An 18917-nucleotide genomic window follows, 5' to 3' on the forward strand; every position below is an offset into this window, starting at 1 on the left:
CTTGCGAATGTACCCTGTATTTGTCCCAACTTAAATATTTTTTTTCTTAAAAGAGTTACTGCCAAACTTATATTTGAAGGTTTATTTTCGGTTGTTTATCCTGTCGATCCCTGTAAATAACTGAACGTAAATCACTATGAATAACATAACCCCTATAGATAAAGTCATCCGGGACAATAATTTAGATTGTTCAGACGGACACTCGTCAAATCCCATTAATAAAAAAATGCGACTGGAAATAAAATCCGCGGCCACCAGTACGGTGACCTTAAATAATCATAGCGAAAGCGGAGGGCGAATGGCGTTGACGGGGAACAGCCGGTTGAACGAGGAGACGACCGGGAATTTTACTCCGATTGCCTCCATTTCCAGCATTATTCCGACCGTGATTCCGACCGTGATTCCGACCGTGGTAGGGCACAAGGACGGTTATTCTGCGCACGGCCCCTCGACCAGCCGATCTTCCCCGGCCATCACACCCCCTAAATCCAGCGTCTCGGGTATGGTAAATGAGAGGCCGCTGCTCTGTAGACCTTTTGACAATCGTTTACACCAGGCGGTAATTTTTTGTCATGATGAAATTGTAGAAGAGCTTATTAATGACCCACAAATAAATGTAAATGCGCGTGATGAAAATGGAAATACGGCATTATATCTGGCGCTATTTTATGGATTTGAAAGCGTAATTTCGCGGCTATTAAAAAGCCCGAATATTGATATCAATGCCACCTACAATAACGATTGCACACCGTTGCAATTAGCCGCCTTGCGCGGCTATGATTATATTTGCGCCCTGCTCCTGGGTAAACAGCAACTTAATGTGAACGCCAAGAATCACTTTGGCGACACGGCATTGATGATTGCGGTGAGCTTCGGGCATGAATCCATTGTGGCTAACCTGTTGAACAGAGCCGATATTGCGGTCAATCCGGTGAATAAAAGGGGGTGGACGCCTTTGAATATTGCCGTAGAAAGGGAGTATGAAGGCATTGTGAAACGGTTGCTTAATCATCCTGGCATCAATGTGAATGATGCCAACGAGTGCGGCTGGACTCCCCTGCATCATGCCACGGCGAATGGCAACCGGCATCTGGTTTCGCTATTGCTTGATAAACCGGGCATCGATGCAAACATGATCGATAAATGGGGTTGGACTGCACTGCATAAATGCGCCTCCATCGGCAGCACCGCGGTGCTCGCCCAGTTGCTGCGCCACCCAGGCCTCAATCTCCATGCCCGGAACGGACATGGATGCACCGCTTTGCAGATTGCGGTGGTGAATGGCAATATGGATATCGCCAATCAACTTATCCATATGCTCCAAAGCCAAAGAAGCCAGGTGGTTGGCTTTATATGATGAAACTTTCTCATTATGCTTGAATAATTGTCCCTATCGAATCCTATGATTATGTTGACTCGGCAACTGATTTCGGTCAAATTCTATTTAGACGTCTAAACGTATAGACGCATATAGCCGACCAGCCGTGGCGACGTGAAGTGAACCGTACTCTACGAACGATATTGAGCGCTCCACGCCCTGCGAACTACACCACGCGTAATGAGGAAAAGGTATGAGTTTTTTTCACGCCAATCAGCGGGAAGCCCTGAATCAAAATCTGGCCGAATTGCAGGGTCATATCAATGTCTCGTTTGAATTTTTCCCGCCGCGTACCAGCGAAATGGAACAAACGTTGTGGCAATCCATCGACCGCCTGAGCGACCTTAAGCCCTCGTTTGTTTCCGTGACCTATGGCGCCAACTCCGGCGAGCGCGATCGCACGCATAGCATTATCAAGGATATTAAAGAACGAACCGGCCTGGATGCCGCCCCGCACCTGACCTGCATCGACGCCACCCCCGAGGAATTGACGCGGATAGCGCAGGATTACTGGCATAGCGGTATTCGCCATATCGTCGCGCTGCGCGGGGATTTACCCCCGGGCGGCGGTAAGCCGGCCATGTATGCCTCGGATCTGGTGACGCTGTTAAAGAAGGTGGGGGATTTTGATATTTCCGTGGCCGCTTATCCCGAAGTGCATCCGGAAGCCAAGAGTGCGCAATCTGATTTGATTAACCTGAAAAAGAAAGTAGATGCGGGGGCCAATCGGGCCATTACGCAATTCTTCTTTGATGTGGAAAGCTATCTGCGTTTTCGCGATCGCTGCGTGGCCACCGGCATCGATACCGAAATCGTGCCCGGTATTCTGCCGGTGTCCAATTTCAAGCAGCTTCAGCGCTTCGCCGCCATGACCAATGTAAAAGTCCCGCACTGGATGACCAGCATGTTCGAAGGGCTGGATAACGATGCCGAAACCCGCAAAATGGTCGGGGCGTCCATTGCCATGGATATGGTGAAAATCCTCAGCCGCGAAGGCGTGAAGGACTTTCATTTCTATACGCTTAACCGTGCCGATTTGACCTATGCCATTTGCCATACCTTGGGCGTGCGCCCCCAGGAGATGGCGCCGCCGATCGCCGTCCAGGCGACCCGCTGAGCCGGTTCACCAGAGTATAAAATATAAAAAAACCGGGCGATAATCTGCCCGGTTTTTTTACTTGAGGATGGGTATCAGCCGGTATTACGCATACCCGCCGCCACGCCGGCGATGGTCACCATCAATGCCTGCTCGACCCGGGGGTCCGGTTGTTCCTGCTGGCGCGAACGATGCAGGAGCTCCGCCTGCAGCACGTTCAGCGGATCGGTATAGACATTGCGCAGCGCGATGGACTCGGCAATCCACGGCAGATCGGCCATCAGATGATCGTCGTTGGCAATGGTCAGCACGACGTTGATATCATCGGCGAGCTGTTTGCGCAGCTGTTTTCCCAGCGGCCATAATTTTTCGTCCACCAGGCGCTGGTCATAATATTCCGCCAACCACAAATCCGATTTAGCGAATACCATTTCGAGCATACCGATGCGGGTGGAGAAGAACGGCCAATCGCGGCACATCGCTTCCAGTTCGTTTTGCTTGCCTTCATCCACCGCTTTTTGCAACGCCGCGCCGGCGCCCAACCAGGCGGGCAGCATCAGGCGGTTTTGGGTCCAGGCGAATATCCAGGGAATGGCGCGCAGGCTCTCCACGCCGCCGGTGGGCCGCCGTTTAGCCGGACGTGACCCCAGGGGTAGTTTACCCAATTCCTGCTCCGGCGTTGCCGAGCGGAAATAAGGCACAAAATCGGGATTTTCTCGCACATAACCGCGATACATATTGCAGGAGGTGGTAGAGAGATCGTCCATGAGCGAGCGCCACGCCTGCTTGGGTTCCGGCGGCGGTAACAAATTGGCTTCCAGGATTGCGCCGGTATACAGCGCCAGGCTGCTGATAGCGACTTCCGGCAAACCAAATTTAAAGCGAATCATCTCGCCCTGCTCGGTCACGCGCAGACCGCCTTTCAGGCTCCCGGGGGGTTGCGACAGCAAGGCCGCATGGGCCGGCGCGCCGCCGCGGCCGATGGAGCCGCCGCGTCCATGGAACAAGGTCAGCGCAATGCCGACTTTTTCACAGGTTTTGATCAAGGCGTCCTGCGCGCGGTACTGCGCCCATGATGCGGCCATCACTCCCGCATCCTTGGCGGAATCCGAATAACCAATCATCACCATCTGCTTGCCCTGGATAATGCCGCGATACCAATCAATGCTCAACAATTGGCTCATGACGTCATCGGCGTTATTCAAATCATCCAGCGTTTCGAACAGCGGCGCCACCGGCAGGGTGAATTGGCAGCCGGCTTCTTTCAGCAGTAAGTGCACCGCCAGAACATCGGAAGGCGTGCGCGCCATGGAAATAACGTAGGCGGCAATGGACCCTTCCGGGGCATCGGCAATCACCCGGCAGGTTTCCAATACTTCGCGCGTCTCGTCGCTGAGCTGATAATAGCGCGGCAGCAGCGGACGCTTGGAATTCAGTTCACGGATCAAAAAGGCCTGTTTATCGGCTTCCGACCAGCTGGCATAATCCCCCAGGCCCAGATAACGGGTCACTTCGCTCAGGGCCTCGGTATGCCGGGTGCTTTCCTGGCGCACATCGATGCGTACCAATTGGATGCCGAAGCATTTAATGCGCCGCAGCGTATCCAATAGCTGGCCGCTGGCGATAATGCTCATGCCGCAGGCTTTTAACGATTGGTAGCATGTGTAAAGAGGCGCCCATAACTGATCGTTATGTTCCAGCAGGTCTTCCGGCGGCAATACCAGTTCACCCCTGAGCTTCGCGGACAGCCAGTTCTGGGTGCCGTTCAACTGGGCGCGCAGGCGCTTCATGACCACCCGGTAGGGTTCCTGTACTTCATCGCCGCCCGCCAGCGCCCGCAGTTCCGGGGTGCATTCCGTCATCGACAGCTCGGAGACCAGCACCTGGATGTCGCGCAAAAACAGATCGGCGGCTTTCCAGCGGCTCAGCAACAATACCCGGCGGGTGATATCGGCGGTGACATTGGGGTTGCCGTCGCGATCGCCCCCCATCCAGGACGTAAAGCGCACCGGCACGTTTTCCACCGGCAGCTTGTAGCCAAATACGGTTTCCAGCTGTTCGTTCAGCTCGCGCAAATATTGCGGCACGCCTTCCCACAGGCTGTTTTCCACATTGGCGAAACCCCATTTGGCTTCATCCACCGGGGAGGGGCGGTTTTTACGGATTTCGTCGGTGTGCCAGTATTGCGCCACCAACTGCCGCAGGCGGCGCATAATTTGCTTGCGCTCGTAGTCCGCCAAATCGCCGTGATCCAATTGTTTCAGGCAGCTATTCACTTCCACCATCATGTGAATCAGGGTGCGGCGGGCAATTTCGGTCGGGTGGGCGGTTAACACCAGTTCAATCGACAGCGACTCCACGGCGGCGCGGATATCTTTATCATCCAACTGTTTATTTTCTTTCAGGCGGGCAAATACCTTGCCAAGTCCTTCCGGGTTATTCGCCGCTTCGCCGTGAGGGGAAATGACGTGGAATTGTTCCGCGGTATTGGTCAGATTCAAAAACTGGCTGAACGCGCGGGCAACCGGCAGCAGCTCGTCGTTGGATAAATTCTGTAACGTGGAAAGCAGTTCCTGGCGATGCGATTCGCTACCCGCACGGGAGGACTTTGACAGCTTGCGGATGGTTTCAACCTTATCCAGGATATTCTCGCCCATCGCATCTTTTATGGTGTCGCCCAGAAGCTTCCCGAGCATACTTACGTTGCTTCGCATTGCCGAATATTGTTCGTTCATAAGGACCCTGATCCAACTCACCTGAAAATTTATTTCACCCGAATGACGTAAATCACCCACCGTTATCTAGCCATGGTTCTTAAGATTCGTCAAATGACATCAATTCACGCTATAAAACCTCATGTTCGCGTCAATTCCTGAAAGTTAATAACATGTATCAATTATAAGAATTACTTATCATGACACGCGCAATTAGACCCCGACGACCGCATTAACCCACCGGCGGCCACCGGATAAAACGCGCGGAATCGATTATTGATTATCATTGCAGGCAAAAATGTTGTACCACCTGTGAAATTAATTCCCGCGTCGGTTTTATAAAGGCCGTATCGATATATTCATCCGGTTGATGGGCCTGTTTAATGGAGCCAGGGCCTAAAACCAGAGTAGGGCAGAGTTGCTGAATGAAAGGGGCTTCGGTGCAGTAATTGACGACATCGGTTTTTACGCCCAAAAGTTTTTCAACCACTTCCACCAGCCGATGGTCCGCCGGACACTCATAGCCCGGGATCGGCGGATGCAGGGTCTCGATGGTTAACCGGCCCGGCCAGCGCTCGCTTACCGGCGCCAGGGCATGGGTCAACAGCCCGTCCAGATCGCTTAACGTTAGGCCGGGCAGCGGACGGATATCCATGTGCAGTTCGCAGCAGCCGCAAATCCGGTTGGCGGAATCGCCGCCGTGGATATGGCCAAAATTCATCGTGGGGTAGGGGATATCAAAAGCCGGATGGTGATAACGTTCTTGTAACGTCGTGCGCAATACCATTAAATGGGAAATCGCTTCATGCATTAGCTCGATGGCATTGACGCCCAGGCCCGGATCGCTGGAATGCCCGGACTGGCCCAGTATGCGCACCGCGTTCGACATATGGCCTTTATGGGCGCGTACCGGCTGCAGGGATGTCGGCTCGCCGATAATGGCGCAATCGGGGCGCAGTTGGCTGGATTGGGCAAAATAACTGGCGCCGGCCATACTGGTTTCTTCATCGGCGGTGGCCAGGATATACAGCGGTTTTTGCAGCTTGCTGCCGTCTATGTCGCGCAGGGTGTCGAGGATAAAGGCGAAAAAACCCTTCATATCGGCGGTACCCAGGCCATAAAGCTTGTTATTCTGTTCGGTCAGGGTAAAAGGATCGCGCGTCCAGCGGCCGTCATCGAAAGGTACGGTATCGGTATGCCCGGCCAGCAGCAAACCGCCCGTGCCGCTGCCGATGCGGGCCAGCATATTGAATTTGTTTCGGGTTCCGGGAACGGGTTGGATATCGACCTGGAAGCCGAGGGTGGTAAACCAACCGGCCAGTAAATTGATTAGCGTCTGATTACTCTGATCCAGCGCGCTGTCCGTGGCGCTGATGGACGGAGTGGCGATCAACTCGCGGTATAACTCAATAAACGGGGGTAATTTTATCTTCACTGTTGACAGCCTTTGGTTTGGATAGTATCAATATTCATGCAATAATAGTGAATAAAAATACACTAACGTTGAGCGTAAAGTAAACGGATTATTACCAGACTACTACGCTTGACCTCGCGGGTGAACAGCGAAACGCCGAAACAGCGCAGTTGCTTTTGCGACGAACGGCTGCCGGATGAATTAATAACATTTTTATTAATGGTTGCTGTGAATCCCTTCTCGTTGATAAAGCTACTCAAGAAGGTGAACAAACGTCATGCTGAATACGCTGATTGTCGGTGCCAGCGGTTATGCCGGAGCTGAACTCGCGGCCTATCTGAATCGTCACCCGCATATGAATATAACCGCGTTAGCGGTTTCAGCGCAAAGTGCGGATGCCGGCAAATTGCTCTCCGATCTGCATCCCCAGTTCAAAGGCATCGTCGATTTGCCGCTACAGCCGCTGACCGATGCCGGCGAGTCGGCCAAAACGGTGGATGTGGTCTTTCTTGCCACCGCCCATGAAGTCAGTCATGACCTGGCGCCGGTATTTCTGGCGGCCGGCTGCGTGGTATTCGACTTATCCGGCGCTTTTCGCGTTAATCAGCCGGACTTCTATCGCAAATATTATGGTTTTGAACACCAGCATGCCGATTGGTTGGCGCAGGCGGTCTACGGTCTGGCGGAATGGCAGGGCGAAGCCTTAAAACGGGCGCAGCTGATTGCCGTGCCGGGCTGCTACCCCACCGCATCTCAGTTGGCGCTCAAACCCCTGGTGGATGGCGGGCTGCTTAACGATGCGCAATGGCCGGTCATTAATGCCGTCAGCGGCGTCAGCGGGGCGGGCCGTAAAGCTTCCCTGGCCAGCAGCGTCTGTGAGGTCAGCCTGCAGCCCTATGGTATTTTCACCCACCGCCACCAGCCTGAAATCGCCGCCCACCTGGGGATACCGGTTATTTTCACGCCTCATCTAGGTAATTTCCCCCGCGGTATACTGGCCACCATCACCTGCCGGCTGAAGGCCGGCGTGACGGCCGGGGATATTGCCGAGTGTTACCACAATGCTTATCACGATAAGCCGCTGGTACGCCTCTACGCCAAAGGAGTGCCGGCATTGAAAGCGGTGGTGGGTCTGCCGTTTTGCGATATTGGCTTCGCCGTGCAGGGGGAGCATTTGGTGGTGGTGGCGACAGAAGATAATTTATTAAAAGGAGCGGCCGCACAGGCAGTGCAGTGCGCTAATATTCGCTTTGGTTTTGCGCAAACGCAGGCGCTGCTGTGAACCGGGGCCAACGAGGTATAAAAAAATAATGAATCCGTTAATTATAAAATTAGGCGGCGTATTGCTTGATAGCGAAGAGGCGCTGGAGCGATTGTTTTCCGCGCTTGACCGCTACCGCGCGCAGCACCAGCGTCAGTTGGTGATTGTCCATGGCGGGGGTTATCTGGTGGATGACCTGATGAAAAAACTGGCGCTGCCGGTGGTTAAGGTCAACGGACTGCGGGTTACGCCCGCGGACCAAATCGATATCATTACCGGCGCGCTGGCCGGCACGGCCAATAAGACCCTGCTTGCCTGGGCGAAAAAACATGCCATCCCGGCCGTCGGCCTCTGCCTGGGCGACGGGGACAGCGTCACTGTCACTCCCCTGGATGAAAAACTCGGCCATGTGGGTAAAGCGGAACCCGGTTCGGCGGCGCTGTTAACCACTTTGCTTGGCGCCGGCTATCTGCCGGTGGTCAGTTCGATTGGCATCACGGCGCAAGGCGAACTGATGAATGTCAATGCCGACCAGGCCGCCACCGCCCTGGCCGCTACGCTGGGCGCCGATTTGATTTTGCTGTCCGATGTCAGCGGCATTCTCGACGGCAAAGGCCAGCGCATTCCCGAAATGACGGCGCATAAAGCTGAGCAGCTGATCGCCCAGGGCATTATTACCGACGGGATGATTGTGAAGGTCAATGCCGCGCTCGATGCGGCCCGTACCTTGGGGCGGCCGGTGGATATCGCCGGCTGGCGCCATGCGGAGCAACTACCGGCTTTATTCAACGGCGAGTCCATCGGCACCCGCATTTTGGCCTGACGCGCCGGTTGCGTCGTATTTCCCGGGCGCGCGTTCGCGCCCGGCATCAAACGTTATCAAGGGAGTACGGTATGGCACTTTGGGGCGGACGTTTCAGCCAGGCGGCGGATCGGCGTTTTCAATTACTTAACGATTCGCTGCGCTTTGATTACCGGCTGGCGGAGCAGGATATTACCGGCTCGGTGGCCTGGTCGAAGGCGTTGGTAACCGTCGGCGTTCTGACGGCGGACGAACAGTTGCGGTTGGAAGAAGCGCTGGGCGTTCTGCTGGAGGAGGTAAGCGCTTCGCCCGACTCCATCCTGGCCAGCGACGCGGAAGATATACATAGCTGGGTGGAGCAGCGCTTAATCGAAAAAGTCGGCGATCTGGGTAAAAAGCTGCATACCGGGCGCAGCCGTAACGATCAGGTCGCCACCGACCTCAAGTTATGGTGCAAAATGCAGGTATCCGCACTGCTGGCGGCCGTCAGGCAGCTCCAGGCGGCGCTGGTTGACACCGCCGAGGCCAACCAGGACGCGGTAATGCCCGGTTATACCCATTTTCAGCGCGCGCAGCCGATAACCTTTGCCCACTGGTGCCTGGCCTATACCGAAATGCTGGCCCGCGATGAAAGCCGCCTGCAAGATACGCTAAAGCGTCTTGATGTCAGCCCATTGGGCTCAGGCGCGCTGGCCGGCACCGCCTACGACATCGATCGCGACCAATTGGCCGGCTGGCTGGGTTTCGCTTCGGCGACCCGCAACAGCCTGGACAGCGTTTCCGATCGCGACCACGTGCTGGAATTGCTGTCCAACGCCGCTATCAGCATGGTCCATCTTTCGCGCTTCGCGGAAGATTTAATCTTCTTTAACACCGGGGAAGCGGCATTTATCGAATTATCCGATCGCGTGACCTCCGGGTCATCCCTGATGCCGCAAAAGAAAAACCCCGACGCGCTGGAACTGATTCGCGGCAAATGCGGCCGGGTGCAGGGCGCCCTGACCGGGATGATGATGACTCTCAAAGGGCTGCCGCTGGCCTATAACAAGGATATGCAGGAAGATAAGGAAGGCCTGTTCGATGCGCTGGATACCTGGCTCGATTGCCTGCATATGGCGGCGCTGGTGCTGGAAGGCCTGCAGGTCAAGCGCGCGCGCTGCCGGGAAGCGGCGCAGCAGGGGTATGCCAATGCCACTGAATTAGCCGATTATCTGGTCGGCAAAGGGGTGCCATTTCGCGAAGCCCATCATATCGTCGGCGAGGCGGTGGTAGAGGCCATCCGCCAGGGTAAAGCGCTGGAGGCCCTGCCGCTGGCGGATTTGCAGGTGTTCAGCGCAGTGATTGCCGACGATGTCTATCCGATCCTGGCCCTGCAATCCTGCCTGGATAAACGCTCGGCCAAAGGCGGGGTGTCGCCGCAGCAGGTGGCTTACGCCATCACCGCGGCCAAAAACCGCCTGGCGTAACCCCAAATGTCAACGGCGGGCATTTATGCCCGCCGCTGATGTATTTATCGACTGCGACCAATCAGGCCGGTTGCAGCAAGAAGGCTTCCAGCTCTTCGCTGCCGCCGATATGGCGTCCGCCGATAAAGACCTGGGGCACGGTGGAACGGCCGGTAACGGCGCGCAGACTGACGGTGGTGGCGTCTTTGCCTAATGAAATTTCTTCATATTGAATGCCGTTGTCCCGCAGCATCTGCTTGGCTTTGGCGCAGAACGGGCAGCCGGGTTTGGTAAACAGCGATACGGATTCCTGAACTTTGCACTCCGGGGCCAGATAACACAGCATGGTATCGGCGTCGGAAACTTCGAACGGGTCGCCAGGCTTGTTCGGCTCAACGAACATTTTTTGCACTACGCCGTCGCGTACCAGCATGGAGTAACGCCATGAGCGCGGTCCAAAACCTAATTCGGCTTTTTCGACCAGCATACCCATGCCTTTGGTAAATTCGCCATTGCCGTCGGGAATAAACGTAATATGTTCCGCATTTTGATCGGCCTGCCAGGCGTTCATGACAAACGTATCGTTAACCGAAACACAAACGATACTATCCACGCCATGCTGATGGAACAAGCCGGCCAGCTCATTGTAACGGGGCAAATGGCTGGAGGAGCAGGTGGGCGTAAATGCTCCCGGCAGGGAGAACAGGATCACCGTTTTATTCTTGAAGATTTCGTCGGAAGTGATGTCGACCCAGCTGTCATTCTGGCGGGTATGAAAAACAACTGATGGAACTTTGTTACCTTCTTGACTGCTAAACATTCGAACCCCTTAATAGACAAGCAAAAAAAATATTACCAACAGCATGGCACACTGCGAGGTGCTTATTATTGATTTTAACTATTGATAGGGATAATCGTTGATTGCTATCCTATCTATCGACGCGAACTATCGCGGCATGGAGGAATTTAATGAATATTCGCGATCTTGAATATCTGGTGGCCTTGGCCGAGCATCGTCATTTTCGACGGGCCGCCGATGCCAGCCATGTAAGCCAGCCGACCCTCAGCGGTCAGATTCGCAAGCTGGAAGATGAACTGGGCGTCATGCTGCTTGAACGCACCAGCCGCAAGGTGTTGTTCACGCAGGCGGGCCTGCTGCTGGTGGATCAGGCGCGCACCGTGCTGCGGGAAGTGAAAATATTGCGTGAGATGGCCAGTCAGCAGGGAGAGTCCATGTCCGGGCCGCTGCATATAGGCCTGATCCCCACCGTCGGCCCCTACTTGCTGCCCCATATTATCCCGACGCTACATGAAACCTACCCCAAGCTGGAAATGTATCTGCACGAGGCGCAAACCAGCCAGCTGCTGCTACAGCTCGACAGCGGCAAGCTGGACTGCGCCATCCTGGCGCTGGTAAAAGAGTCCGAGCCCTTTATCGAAATTCCGCTGTTCGACGAGCCGCTGCAATTGGCGGTATATGCCAGCCATCCCTGGGCGGACCGCGAGCGTGTGCCGATGTCGGATCTGGCGGGCGAAAGGCTGCTGATGCTGGAAGACGGCCATTGCCTGCGCGATCAGGCCATGGGGTTCTGTTTCCAGGCCGGCGCCGATGAAGATACGCATTTCCGCGCCACCAGTCTGGAAACCCTGCGTAACATGGTGGCGGCGGGCAGCGGCATCACCTTGCTGCCGTCGCTGGCGGTGCCCAATGAGCGTAAACGCGATGGCGTTTGCTATATGCAGTGCTACAAGCCGGAGCCAAAGCGCACCATTGCGCTGGTCTATCGCCCAGGTTCCCCGCTGCGCGCGCGTTATGAGCAGCTCGCGGAATCCATTCGCATGCATATGCAGGCCTATATGGGCACCGATTTAAAAGAGGCGGTTTAACCCGTTCAACGCCGCTACGCGATAAGCTTCGGCCATCGTGGGGTAATTGAAGGTGGTATTGACGAAATAATCGATGGTATTGCCCGCACCTTTTTGCTCCATGATAGCCTGGCCGATATGGATGATTTCGGCGGCGCGCTCGCCAAAACAGTGTATGCCCAGGATTTGGCGGGTATCGCGGTGAAACAGCAGCTTCAGGCTGCCGACATTCATCCCGACGATTTGCGCGCGCGCCAGATGTTTAAACTGCGCCCGGCCCACTTCGTACGGCACCTTCAGCATGGTTAATTCTTGCTCGGTTTTCCCTACCGAGCTGATTTCCGGGATGGTGTAAATCCCGGTCGGAATATTTTCAATCAGCTGCACGTTGGCCTGGCCTTTAATAATCACCTGCGCGGCAATACGCCCCTGATCGTAAGCGGCGGACGCCAGGCTGGGATAACCGATGACATCGCCAACCGCATAAATATGCGTCAGGGCGGTCTGGTACATGCTATTGACTTTTATCAGCCCGCGGCCGTCGGCCTCCAGCCCTACGTTTTCCAGCGCCAGCGAATCGGTATTACCGGTGCGGCCGTTGGCATAAAGCAGGCAGTCCGCCCGCATCCGTTTGCCCGAGCGGAAATGGACCTCGACGCCGTCGGCGGTGCCTTCGATTTGCTCGAACTCTTCGTTATGGCGGATAACCACGCCGTTTTCCCAAAAATGGTAGGACAGCGCGTCCGACATCTCCTGATCCAGAAAGGCCAACAGCCGATCGCGGGTATTGATTAAATCCACTTTGACATTCATGCCGCGAAATATCGACGCGTATTCACAGCCGATCACGCCGGCGCCGTAAATGATGACATGCTGGGGATCGTGCTTGAGGTCCAGGATGGAGTCGCTGTCGTAAATCCGCGGGTGGGTGAAGTCCACATCCTGCGGGTGATAAGGCCGGGAACCGCAGGCGATGATGATATGCGCGGCGCTCAGGGTCTCGGAGGTATTGTCGGGGTAATGGATATTGAGCGTATGCGCATCCAGGAAACTGGCGTCGCCGGTAATAATCCGGCACTGGTTGCGTTCGTAAAATCCCTGCCGCATCCGGATCTGCTGCTTAATCACGTCGTCCGCATGATGTAAAATATCGGCAAAGCTGGGACGAGACACTCGCTCATCGCCGTTATACAGCGGATTTTGATTGAATTCGATGATGCGGCTTACCGCCTGGCGGAGCGCTTTTGACGGTATGGTCCCCCAATGGGTACAACCGCCGCCGACGCTATTGTAGCGTTCGATTACCGCAACGCGGGCGCCCTGTTTCGTCAGACCCATTGCCGCCCCTTCACCGCCCGGGCCGGAGCCGATGATCAAAGCATCATAGTCGTAATGTGGTTGCATAGCGGGCTAGCCTATTTTTATACAAAATCACAACGTTAAAGTAACATTGTAGACCGAATAACCCAATCTCCACCGGCCTTTTTATTACCTTTACGTGCCCTTACTTACCCTTGTTACGCTAAAATTCATAGTTTGTATCAACGCGGTTGCAACAAATTTTGTTATAGTGTTTCTTTTATGGGTTATGTGGGGCTGGGCAGAACTATGGGCGTCAGAGCGCAACAAAAAGAGCGAACCCGGCGTTCCCTTGTTGAGGCGGCATTTAGCCAGCTAAGCGCCGAGCGCAGCTTTGCCAGCCTGAGCCTGCGTGAAGTTGCCCGCGAAGCCGGTATTGCCCCCACCTCGTTTTATCGCCATTTTCGCGATGTGGACGAACTGGGGCTCACCATGGTGGACGAAAGCGGCCTGATGCTGCGTCAACTGATGCGCCAGGCCCGCCAGCGTATCGCCAAAGGCGGCAGCGTTATCCGCACGTCGGTTGCCACCTTTATGGAATTTATCGGCAACAATCCCAACGCGTTCCGTTTGTTACTGCGCGAGCGTTCCGGCACCTCCGCCGCATTCCGCGCCGCCGTCGCCCGTGAAATCCAGCATTTTATCGCCGAGCTCGCCGATTATCTTGAACTTGAAAACCATATGCCGCGCAGTTTTACCGAAGCGCAGGCCGAGGCGATGGTCATCATCGTCTTTAACGCCGGTGCGGAAGCGCTGGATGTGGACAACAATCAGCGCCGGCAGCTTGAGGAGCGCTTGGTATTACAGTTGCGGATGATTTCGAAAGGGGCGTTTTATTGGTATCGCCGGGAGCAGGAAAAGGCGACCGCCCTCTCTCTTGACGCAAGCAGGTAGGTAAATGATGACAAAACCCCTTGGTGAAACCGGCACCCTGTTACTGGCTTTGATTGCCGGCCTTTCGATTAATGGTTCCTTTTCGGCCTTATTCAGCTCCATCGTGCCTTTTTCCATTTTCCCGCTGATTTCGCTGGTGCTATCGGTGTACTGCTTGCACCATCATTACCACGACCGCGCCATGCCGCAGGGTTTTCCTTCGCTGGCGGCGGCCAGCTTCCTGCTGGGCCTGCTGATGTACAGCGCCATTATCCGCGTGGAGTACCCGGTCATCGGCTCCAATTTTGTCCCGGCAATCCTGGTGGTGGTCCTGGTGTTCTGGATTGGCCGCAGGCTGAAAACGGTGAGAAAGCTTAACCAGGACGGGGAACTGTAGGTTTCGCCTTTGCCCCCGGCAAGTATGCCCGGGGCGGCGGGAGCGTTAAATCAACGCGGGTTTTCCGCTGATATTTTTCGCGGTCAGCAGCACGCCGCATTCCATATGGCGGGTATAAGGGAATTGATCGAACAGCGCCAGCCGCTCGATATCATGGCTTGCGCCAAGGGTTGCCAAATTGCGGCACAGGGACTCGGGGTTGCAGGAAATATACAAAATACGCGGATAAGCCTGCACCAGCTTCACCGTGGCGTCGTCCAACCCGCTGCGCGGCGGATCGATAAAGATAGTCTCGCAGCGGTAGCTCGCCAGATCGATATCCTTCAGGCGGGTAAACTCCCGCACCCCCTGCATGGCCTGGGTGAATTCTTCCGCCGACATGCGGATAATACGCACGTTATCGATGCGGTTGGCTGCAATATTAAACTGGGCGGCTTCAACCGACGGTTTGGCGATTTCCGTGGCCAGCACCCGCTCGAAATTACGCGCCAGGGCCAGCGAAAAATTGCCGTTGCCGCAATATAATTCCAGTAAATCCCCCTGCGCGCCTTGCGTGGCGGACAGCGCCCACTCCAGCATCTGGATATTCACCGCGGCGTTGGGCTGGGTAAAGCTGTTTTCAATTTGCCGATAAATCAGCTCCCGGCCGGCAACCGGCAAACGCTCATCCACATAATCCCGATCCAGGCAAATCTTGGTCTTGGTGGCGCGGCCGATCAGATTTACCGCAAAACCCTGCTCCCGTAGCGCAGCGCGCAGAGAGCCGGCGTGTTCGCGCCATTCATCGTCCAACGGCCGGTGATAAATCAGCGTAATCACCGCCTCGCCGCTCATCGCCGTAAGATAATCGAGCTGGAATAATTTACGGCGCAGCACTTCGGACGAACGCAGCACGTCCATCATGGCCACCATCAGCCGATTGATCAACTCGCTGCCAGGGGCGAAATGATCGATACGAATCCGCTCCTTGGTTTGTTGATCGAACATGATGTGATAGAGATCCTGCTCCTCATGCCACACCCGGAATTCGGCGCGCATGCGGTAGTGCTGCGCCGGTGAACGAAAAATTTCCACTGCCGGGGCCTGGAACGCCGCCATCATCTCCGTCAGCCGCGCGGCTTTCTCCGCCAGTTGGTTTTCATATAATTCGATTGGCAGCGTGGTCATGATATTTTCTCGTTGATATTCGCTTTTATTATCCAATGGCGGGGAATTGTAGGGAGTAAACCGCTAAAGTCCAGCGCCACAAGCATGTTCGTGTTTATAAAGAGTTTGTTAATTAGCGTTATAGACATTGTTATCTCTTTGATTGTAGGATTATCGCCCGGTCTCATGTGAGTTAAAAGGGAATCCAGTTCAAGCTGGAGCTGACGCGCAGCGGTAAGGGGAGTTCAGGGCGATTGCGTAAGCAGACACTGTCTTTTTGATGGGAAGTCGTCGCCTGGTGCCTACTACGCACATCCCAAGCCCGAAAACCTGCCGGTATTTCGTCGCAATATTCATGTTTATCGCGTGCTATTCAACATGAGACCTGCGGCATCCTGTCCTATTATTTGGATGCTATCATAATGTTTAAAACGAAAAATACCGTGCTGGTGGCGCTGTCCGTCACGGCATTCTCTGGGTGGGCGCAGGATAACGATACCCAAAACAGCCGTTCAGAGGCGATGGTCGTTTCCGCCAACCGTTTCCCCCAACCGGTTTCATCGGTGCTGGCCCCTAACAGCGTTATTACCCGTGATGATATCGACCGCGGCCAAATTAAATCGGTGGCCGAAGCGCTCGGCCGCCTGCCGGGGGTGGATATCGCCCAATATGGCGGCCTGGGACAGCAAAGCTCCCTGTTTATCCGCGGTAGCAACTCCAGCCACGCTTTAGTATTGATTGACGGCGTCAGGATGAATCAGGCCGGCATCTCCGGTTCTTCCGATCTCAGCCAAATCCCCATCTCCCTGGTACAGCGTATTGAATATATCCGCGGCCCGCGTTCGGCGGTGTACGGATCGGATGCCATCGGCGGCGTGGTCAATATCATTACCACCCGCGAACAGCCGGGAACCACGCTAAGCGCCGGCATGGGGTCCCATGGTTACCAGACATATGACGGGTCCACCCAGCAAAAACTCGGGGACGATACCACCGCCACCGTCGCCGGTAACTATACCTACACCCATGGCTTTGATGTGAAAGCGAATATGCCGGATAACTATGGCGATCCCGCGCAGCCGGATCGCGACGGCTTTATGAGCAAGGCGCTGTTCGCCTCGCTGGATCATAACTTTAATGAACAGTTCAGCGGTTTTGCCCGCGCTTATGGTTATGACAACCGCAGCGGTTATGACGGCACTTTTGGCTATAACGATCCGGCTCATTACGATGCGCTGGCCGATACCCGCCAGCTCTATAGCCGCAACTACGACACCGGATTGCGTTTCCAGGAAGGTATTTATGCTTCCCAGCTGATTTTCAGCTACAACCACACGCAGGACTATAATTACGATCCAAAATATGGCCCGTATTCGGCGTCCGCCACCCTCGACGATTCCAAACAGTACAATGTGCAATGGGGCAATACGCTGCAAGTAGCGCATGGCACCGCCAGCGCCGGGGTAGACTGGCAAAAACAAACCACCGAACCCGGCACAGGCTATCTGGCCGACGGCTATGAGCAGCGCAATACCGGGCTGTATGCCACGACACAGCAGCTTTTCGGCCCGGTCACGCTGGAGGGGGCGGTACGGGGCGATGATAATTCACAGTTCGGCTGGCACGGCACCTGGCAAACCAGTGCCGCCTGGGAGTTTATCGAAGGCTACCGGTTGATCGGCTCCTATGGCACGGCCTATAAAGGGCCCAATCTCAGCCAGCTTTATAGCGGGTTTGGCGGCAATAAAGATTTGAACCCCGAAGAGAGCAAGCAGTGGGAAGGCGGGGTGGAAGGCCTGACCGGTCCATTGACCTGGCGTGTCTCGGCCTACCGCAACGACATTGATAATCTGATTGATTATGATATGCCCACCGAAACCTACAAAAATATCGGCAAGGCCCGCATTAAAGGCGTGGAATGGACCGGTTCGGTGTATACCGGCCCGCTGCAGCATCGGTTAACCCTGGAGTATCTCGATCCCCGTGATGCGACCACCAATCAAATCCTGGCGCGGCGCGCCAAGCAGCAGGTTAAATACCAATTGGATTGGCAGGTGGCCGATATCGACTGGTCGATGAATTACCGTTACCTGGGCGAGCGTTACGACACCAACTACAATACGTCGGAACGGGTGCGCATGGGCGGCGTCAGCTTGTGGGATATCGCCGCGTCTTATCCGCTAACCACCCACCTGACGGTTCGTGGTAGAATAGCCAATCTGTTCGACAAAGAGTATGAGACGGCTTATGGCTACCAGACCGCTGGACGAGAATTTTATCTCACAGGAACTTATTCCTTCTGACGGTAGCAAGATTAACCGGCCCACTATCCTGATTTTTGATTCGGGGGTGGGCGGTTTATCCATTTATGATGAAGTCCGGCAATTGCTGCCGGACCCGCACTATATATACGTTTTCGATAATGAAGCCTTCCCCTATGGCGAAAAGCCAGAGGATTTTATCGTCGAGCGCGTCCTTGCCATCGTCGCCGCGGTACAGCGGCAGCATGTGTTGGATATGGTGATTGTGGCCTGCAATACCGCCAGCACCATTTCGCTGCCCTCCCTGCGCGAGCGTTTTAATTGCCCCATCGTCGGCGTGGTGCCGGCGATAAAGCCTGCGGCCAAGCTCACCCGCAACGGTATCGTAGGGCTATTGGCCACCCGTGGCACCGTGCATCGCAGCTATACGCACGATCTGATTGCCAAATTCGCCGCCGATTGCCATATCATTACCTTGGGGTCCGCGGAACTGGTCGTGTTGGCTGAAGCCAAACTGCATGGCGAAACCATAGAGTTATCGTTGCTGCAAAAAATCCTGCGTCCCTGGTTAAGGCTGCCTGAACCGCCCGACACGGTGGTCTTGGGTTGTACCCATTTCCCTTTACTGGCCGATGAGCTTAAAGCGGTGTTGCCGGACGGCACCCGCCTGGTCGATTCCGGGTCAGCCATCGCCAAACGCGCGGCGTGGCTCATCGCCCATGAAATCACCGTTGCGGCGGCGGTTGACGGCGTCCTCAAAGAAAACCAGGCCTATTGCTTAATCGCTTCGCCCCAGGCCATGGAATTGGTGCCGGTTTTGCGTCGCTACGGCTTCGCTTCGCTGGAAAAATTGCCTATGCAGGATGGGATTGGATGATATTTCGGCGGTTAGCGAATATTTTACA

15 protein-coding genes and 1 riboswitch are annotated in these 18917 nt (G+C 55.1%); of the genes, 10 read left to right on the forward strand and 5 right to left on the reverse strand.

What is annotated here, in order from left to right; genetic code table 11:
• Nucleotides 1–136: 136 nt before the first annotated feature.
• Both ACL2XP_RS27500 and metF read left to right on the forward strand, forming a co-directional pair.
• Entirely contained in the window at nt 137–1357 is a 1221-nt protein-coding gene (locus ACL2XP_RS27500) for an ankyrin repeat domain-containing protein (RefSeq protein ID WP_413736582.1), read from the forward strand.
• Nucleotides 1358–1571: 214 nt separating this feature from the next.
• A complete protein-coding gene (metF, locus tag ACL2XP_RS27505) occupies nt 1572–2495 on the forward strand; it encodes a methylenetetrahydrofolate reductase (protein WP_413736583.1) in 924 nt (307 codons plus the stop codon).
• A 74-nt stretch (nt 2496–2569) separates the two neighbouring features.
• Here the strand turns inward: metF and ppc are convergent, their stop codons facing one another.
• Entirely contained in the window at nt 2570–5209 is a 2640-nt protein-coding gene (ppc, locus tag ACL2XP_RS27510; RefSeq protein WP_413736584.1) for a phosphoenolpyruvate carboxylase, read from the reverse strand.
• Between the two features lie 262 nt (nt 5210–5471).
• Nucleotides 5472–6623 carry an acetylornithine deacetylase gene (gene argE, locus ACL2XP_RS27515; RefSeq protein ID WP_413736585.1) on the reverse strand — a complete coding sequence of 384 codons (1152 nt, stop codon included), beginning with the start codon at nt 6621–6623 and terminating at the stop codon, nt 5472–5474.
• Nucleotides 6624–6879: 256 nt separating this feature from the next.
• On the opposite strand from argE, the gene argC reads away from it, so the two are divergent.
• From argC to argH, 3 genes are all read left to right on the forward strand, one after another.
• On the forward strand, nt 6880–7884 hold the full coding sequence (gene argC, locus ACL2XP_RS27520) for an N-acetyl-gamma-glutamyl-phosphate reductase (protein ID WP_413736586.1): 1005 nt from the start codon (nt 6880–6882) through the stop codon (nt 7882–7884).
• 25 nt (nt 7885–7909) lie between these two features.
• On the forward strand, nt 7910–8686 hold the full coding sequence (gene argB / locus ACL2XP_RS27525) for an acetylglutamate kinase (protein WP_413739312.1): 777 nt from the start codon (nt 7910–7912) through the stop codon (nt 8684–8686).
• 71 nt (nt 8687–8757) lie between these two features.
• Nucleotides 8758–10131 carry an argininosuccinate lyase gene (gene argH / locus ACL2XP_RS27530; protein WP_413736587.1) on the forward strand — a complete coding sequence of 458 codons (1374 nt, stop codon included), beginning with the start codon at nt 8758–8760 and terminating at the stop codon, nt 10129–10131.
• 61 nt (nt 10132–10192) lie between these two features.
• On the opposite strand, the gene ACL2XP_RS27535 is transcribed toward argH, so the two are convergent.
• Nucleotides 10193–10930 (reverse strand): glutathione peroxidase, encoded by a 738-nt coding sequence (locus ACL2XP_RS27535; protein WP_413736588.1) that lies wholly within the window; start codon nt 10928–10930, stop codon nt 10193–10195.
• Nucleotides 10931–11079: 149 nt separating this feature from the next.
• Between ACL2XP_RS27535 and oxyR the strand changes: the two genes are divergently transcribed.
• Nucleotides 11080–11997 carry a DNA-binding transcriptional regulator OxyR gene (oxyR, locus tag ACL2XP_RS27540; protein WP_413736589.1) on the forward strand — a complete coding sequence of 306 codons (918 nt, stop codon included), beginning with the start codon at nt 11080–11082 and terminating at the stop codon, nt 11995–11997.
• On the opposite strand, the gene sthA is transcribed toward oxyR, so the two are convergent.
• Nucleotides 11980–13380 carry a Si-specific NAD(P)(+) transhydrogenase gene (gene sthA / locus ACL2XP_RS27545; RefSeq protein ID WP_413736590.1) on the reverse strand — a complete coding sequence of 467 codons (1401 nt, stop codon included), beginning with the start codon at nt 13378–13380 and terminating at the stop codon, nt 11980–11982. The genes oxyR and sthA overlap by 18 nt on opposite strands.
• 204 nt (nt 13381–13584) lie before the next feature.
• Between sthA and fabR the strand changes: the two genes are divergently transcribed.
• On the forward strand, nt 13585–14229 hold the full coding sequence (fabR, locus tag ACL2XP_RS27550; RefSeq protein ID WP_413736591.1) for an HTH-type transcriptional repressor FabR: 645 nt from the start codon (nt 13585–13587) through the stop codon (nt 14227–14229).
• A 4-nt stretch (nt 14230–14233) separates the two neighbouring features.
• Complete coding sequence (locus ACL2XP_RS27555; RefSeq protein WP_413736592.1) at nt 14234–14605, forward strand: YijD family membrane protein; 372 nt, start codon at nt 14234–14236, stop codon at nt 14603–14605.
• Between the two features lie 45 nt (nt 14606–14650).
• On the opposite strand, the gene trmA is transcribed toward ACL2XP_RS27555, so the two are convergent.
• A complete protein-coding gene (gene trmA / locus ACL2XP_RS27560) occupies nt 14651–15772 on the reverse strand; it encodes a tRNA (uridine(54)-C5)-methyltransferase TrmA (RefSeq protein WP_413736593.1) in 1122 nt (373 codons plus the stop codon).
• A 141-nt stretch (nt 15773–15913) separates the two neighbouring features.
• A riboswitch (cobalamin riboswitch) is annotated at nt 15914–16104 on the forward strand.
• A 69-nt stretch (nt 16105–16173) separates the two neighbouring features.
• Here trmA and btuB point away from each other — a divergent pair.
• Together btuB and murI are read left to right on the forward strand one after the other, a co-directional pair.
• Nucleotides 16174–18054 carry a TonB-dependent vitamin B12 receptor BtuB gene (gene btuB, locus ACL2XP_RS27565; protein WP_413736594.1) on the forward strand — a complete coding sequence of 627 codons (1881 nt, stop codon included), beginning with the start codon at nt 16174–16176 and terminating at the stop codon, nt 18052–18054.
• The gene (murI, locus tag ACL2XP_RS27570; protein ID WP_413736595.1) at nt 17999–18889 is read left to right on the forward strand and encodes a glutamate racemase; all 891 of its coding nucleotides are present in this window, start codon (nt 17999–18001) and stop codon (nt 18887–18889) included. Before btuB ends, murI begins: the two co-directional genes overlap by 56 nt.
• The last annotated feature ends 28 nt before the right edge of the window (nt 18890–18917 follow it).

The sequence above is a fragment of the Sodalis sp. RH21 genome, assembly GCF_047324175.1.
Taxonomy (GTDB): Bacteria; Pseudomonadota; Gammaproteobacteria; order Enterobacterales; family Enterobacteriaceae; genus Acerihabitans.

Coding starts and splice junctions, on each gene's coding strand:
- ACL2XP_RS27555 (WP_413736592.1), top strand. CDS start 14,234: ATGATGACAAAACCCCTTGGTGAAACCGGCACCCTGTTACTGGCTTTG.
- argC (WP_413736586.1), top strand. CDS start 6,880: ATGCTGAATACGCTGATTGTCGGTGCCAGCGGTTATGCCGGAGCTGAA.
- ppc (WP_413736584.1), bottom strand. CDS start 5,209: ATGAACGAACAATATTCGGCAATGCGAAGCAACGTAAGTATGCTCGGG.
- trmA (WP_413736593.1), bottom strand. CDS start 15,772: ATGACCACGCTGCCAATCGAATTATATGAAAACCAACTGGCGGAGAAA.
- ACL2XP_RS27500 (WP_413736582.1), top strand. CDS start 137: ATGAATAACATAACCCCTATAGATAAAGTCATCCGGGACAATAATTTA.
- metF (WP_413736583.1), top strand. CDS start 1,572: ATGAGTTTTTTTCACGCCAATCAGCGGGAAGCCCTGAATCAAAATCTG.
- murI (WP_413736595.1), top strand. CDS start 17,999: ATGGCTACCAGACCGCTGGACGAGAATTTTATCTCACAGGAACTTATT.
- sthA (WP_413736590.1), bottom strand. CDS start 13,380: ATGCAACCACATTACGACTATGATGCTTTGATCATCGGCTCCGGCCCG.
- fabR (WP_413736591.1), top strand. CDS start 13,585: ATGGGCGTCAGAGCGCAACAAAAAGAGCGAACCCGGCGTTCCCTTGTT.
- argH (WP_413736587.1), top strand. CDS start 8,758: ATGGCACTTTGGGGCGGACGTTTCAGCCAGGCGGCGGATCGGCGTTTT.
- oxyR (WP_413736589.1), top strand. CDS start 11,080: ATGAATATTCGCGATCTTGAATATCTGGTGGCCTTGGCCGAGCATCGT.
- btuB (WP_413736594.1), top strand. CDS start 16,174: ATGTTTAAAACGAAAAATACCGTGCTGGTGGCGCTGTCCGTCACGGCA.
- ACL2XP_RS27535 (WP_413736588.1), bottom strand. CDS start 10,930: ATGTTTAGCAGTCAAGAAGGTAACAAAGTTCCATCAGTTGTTTTTCAT.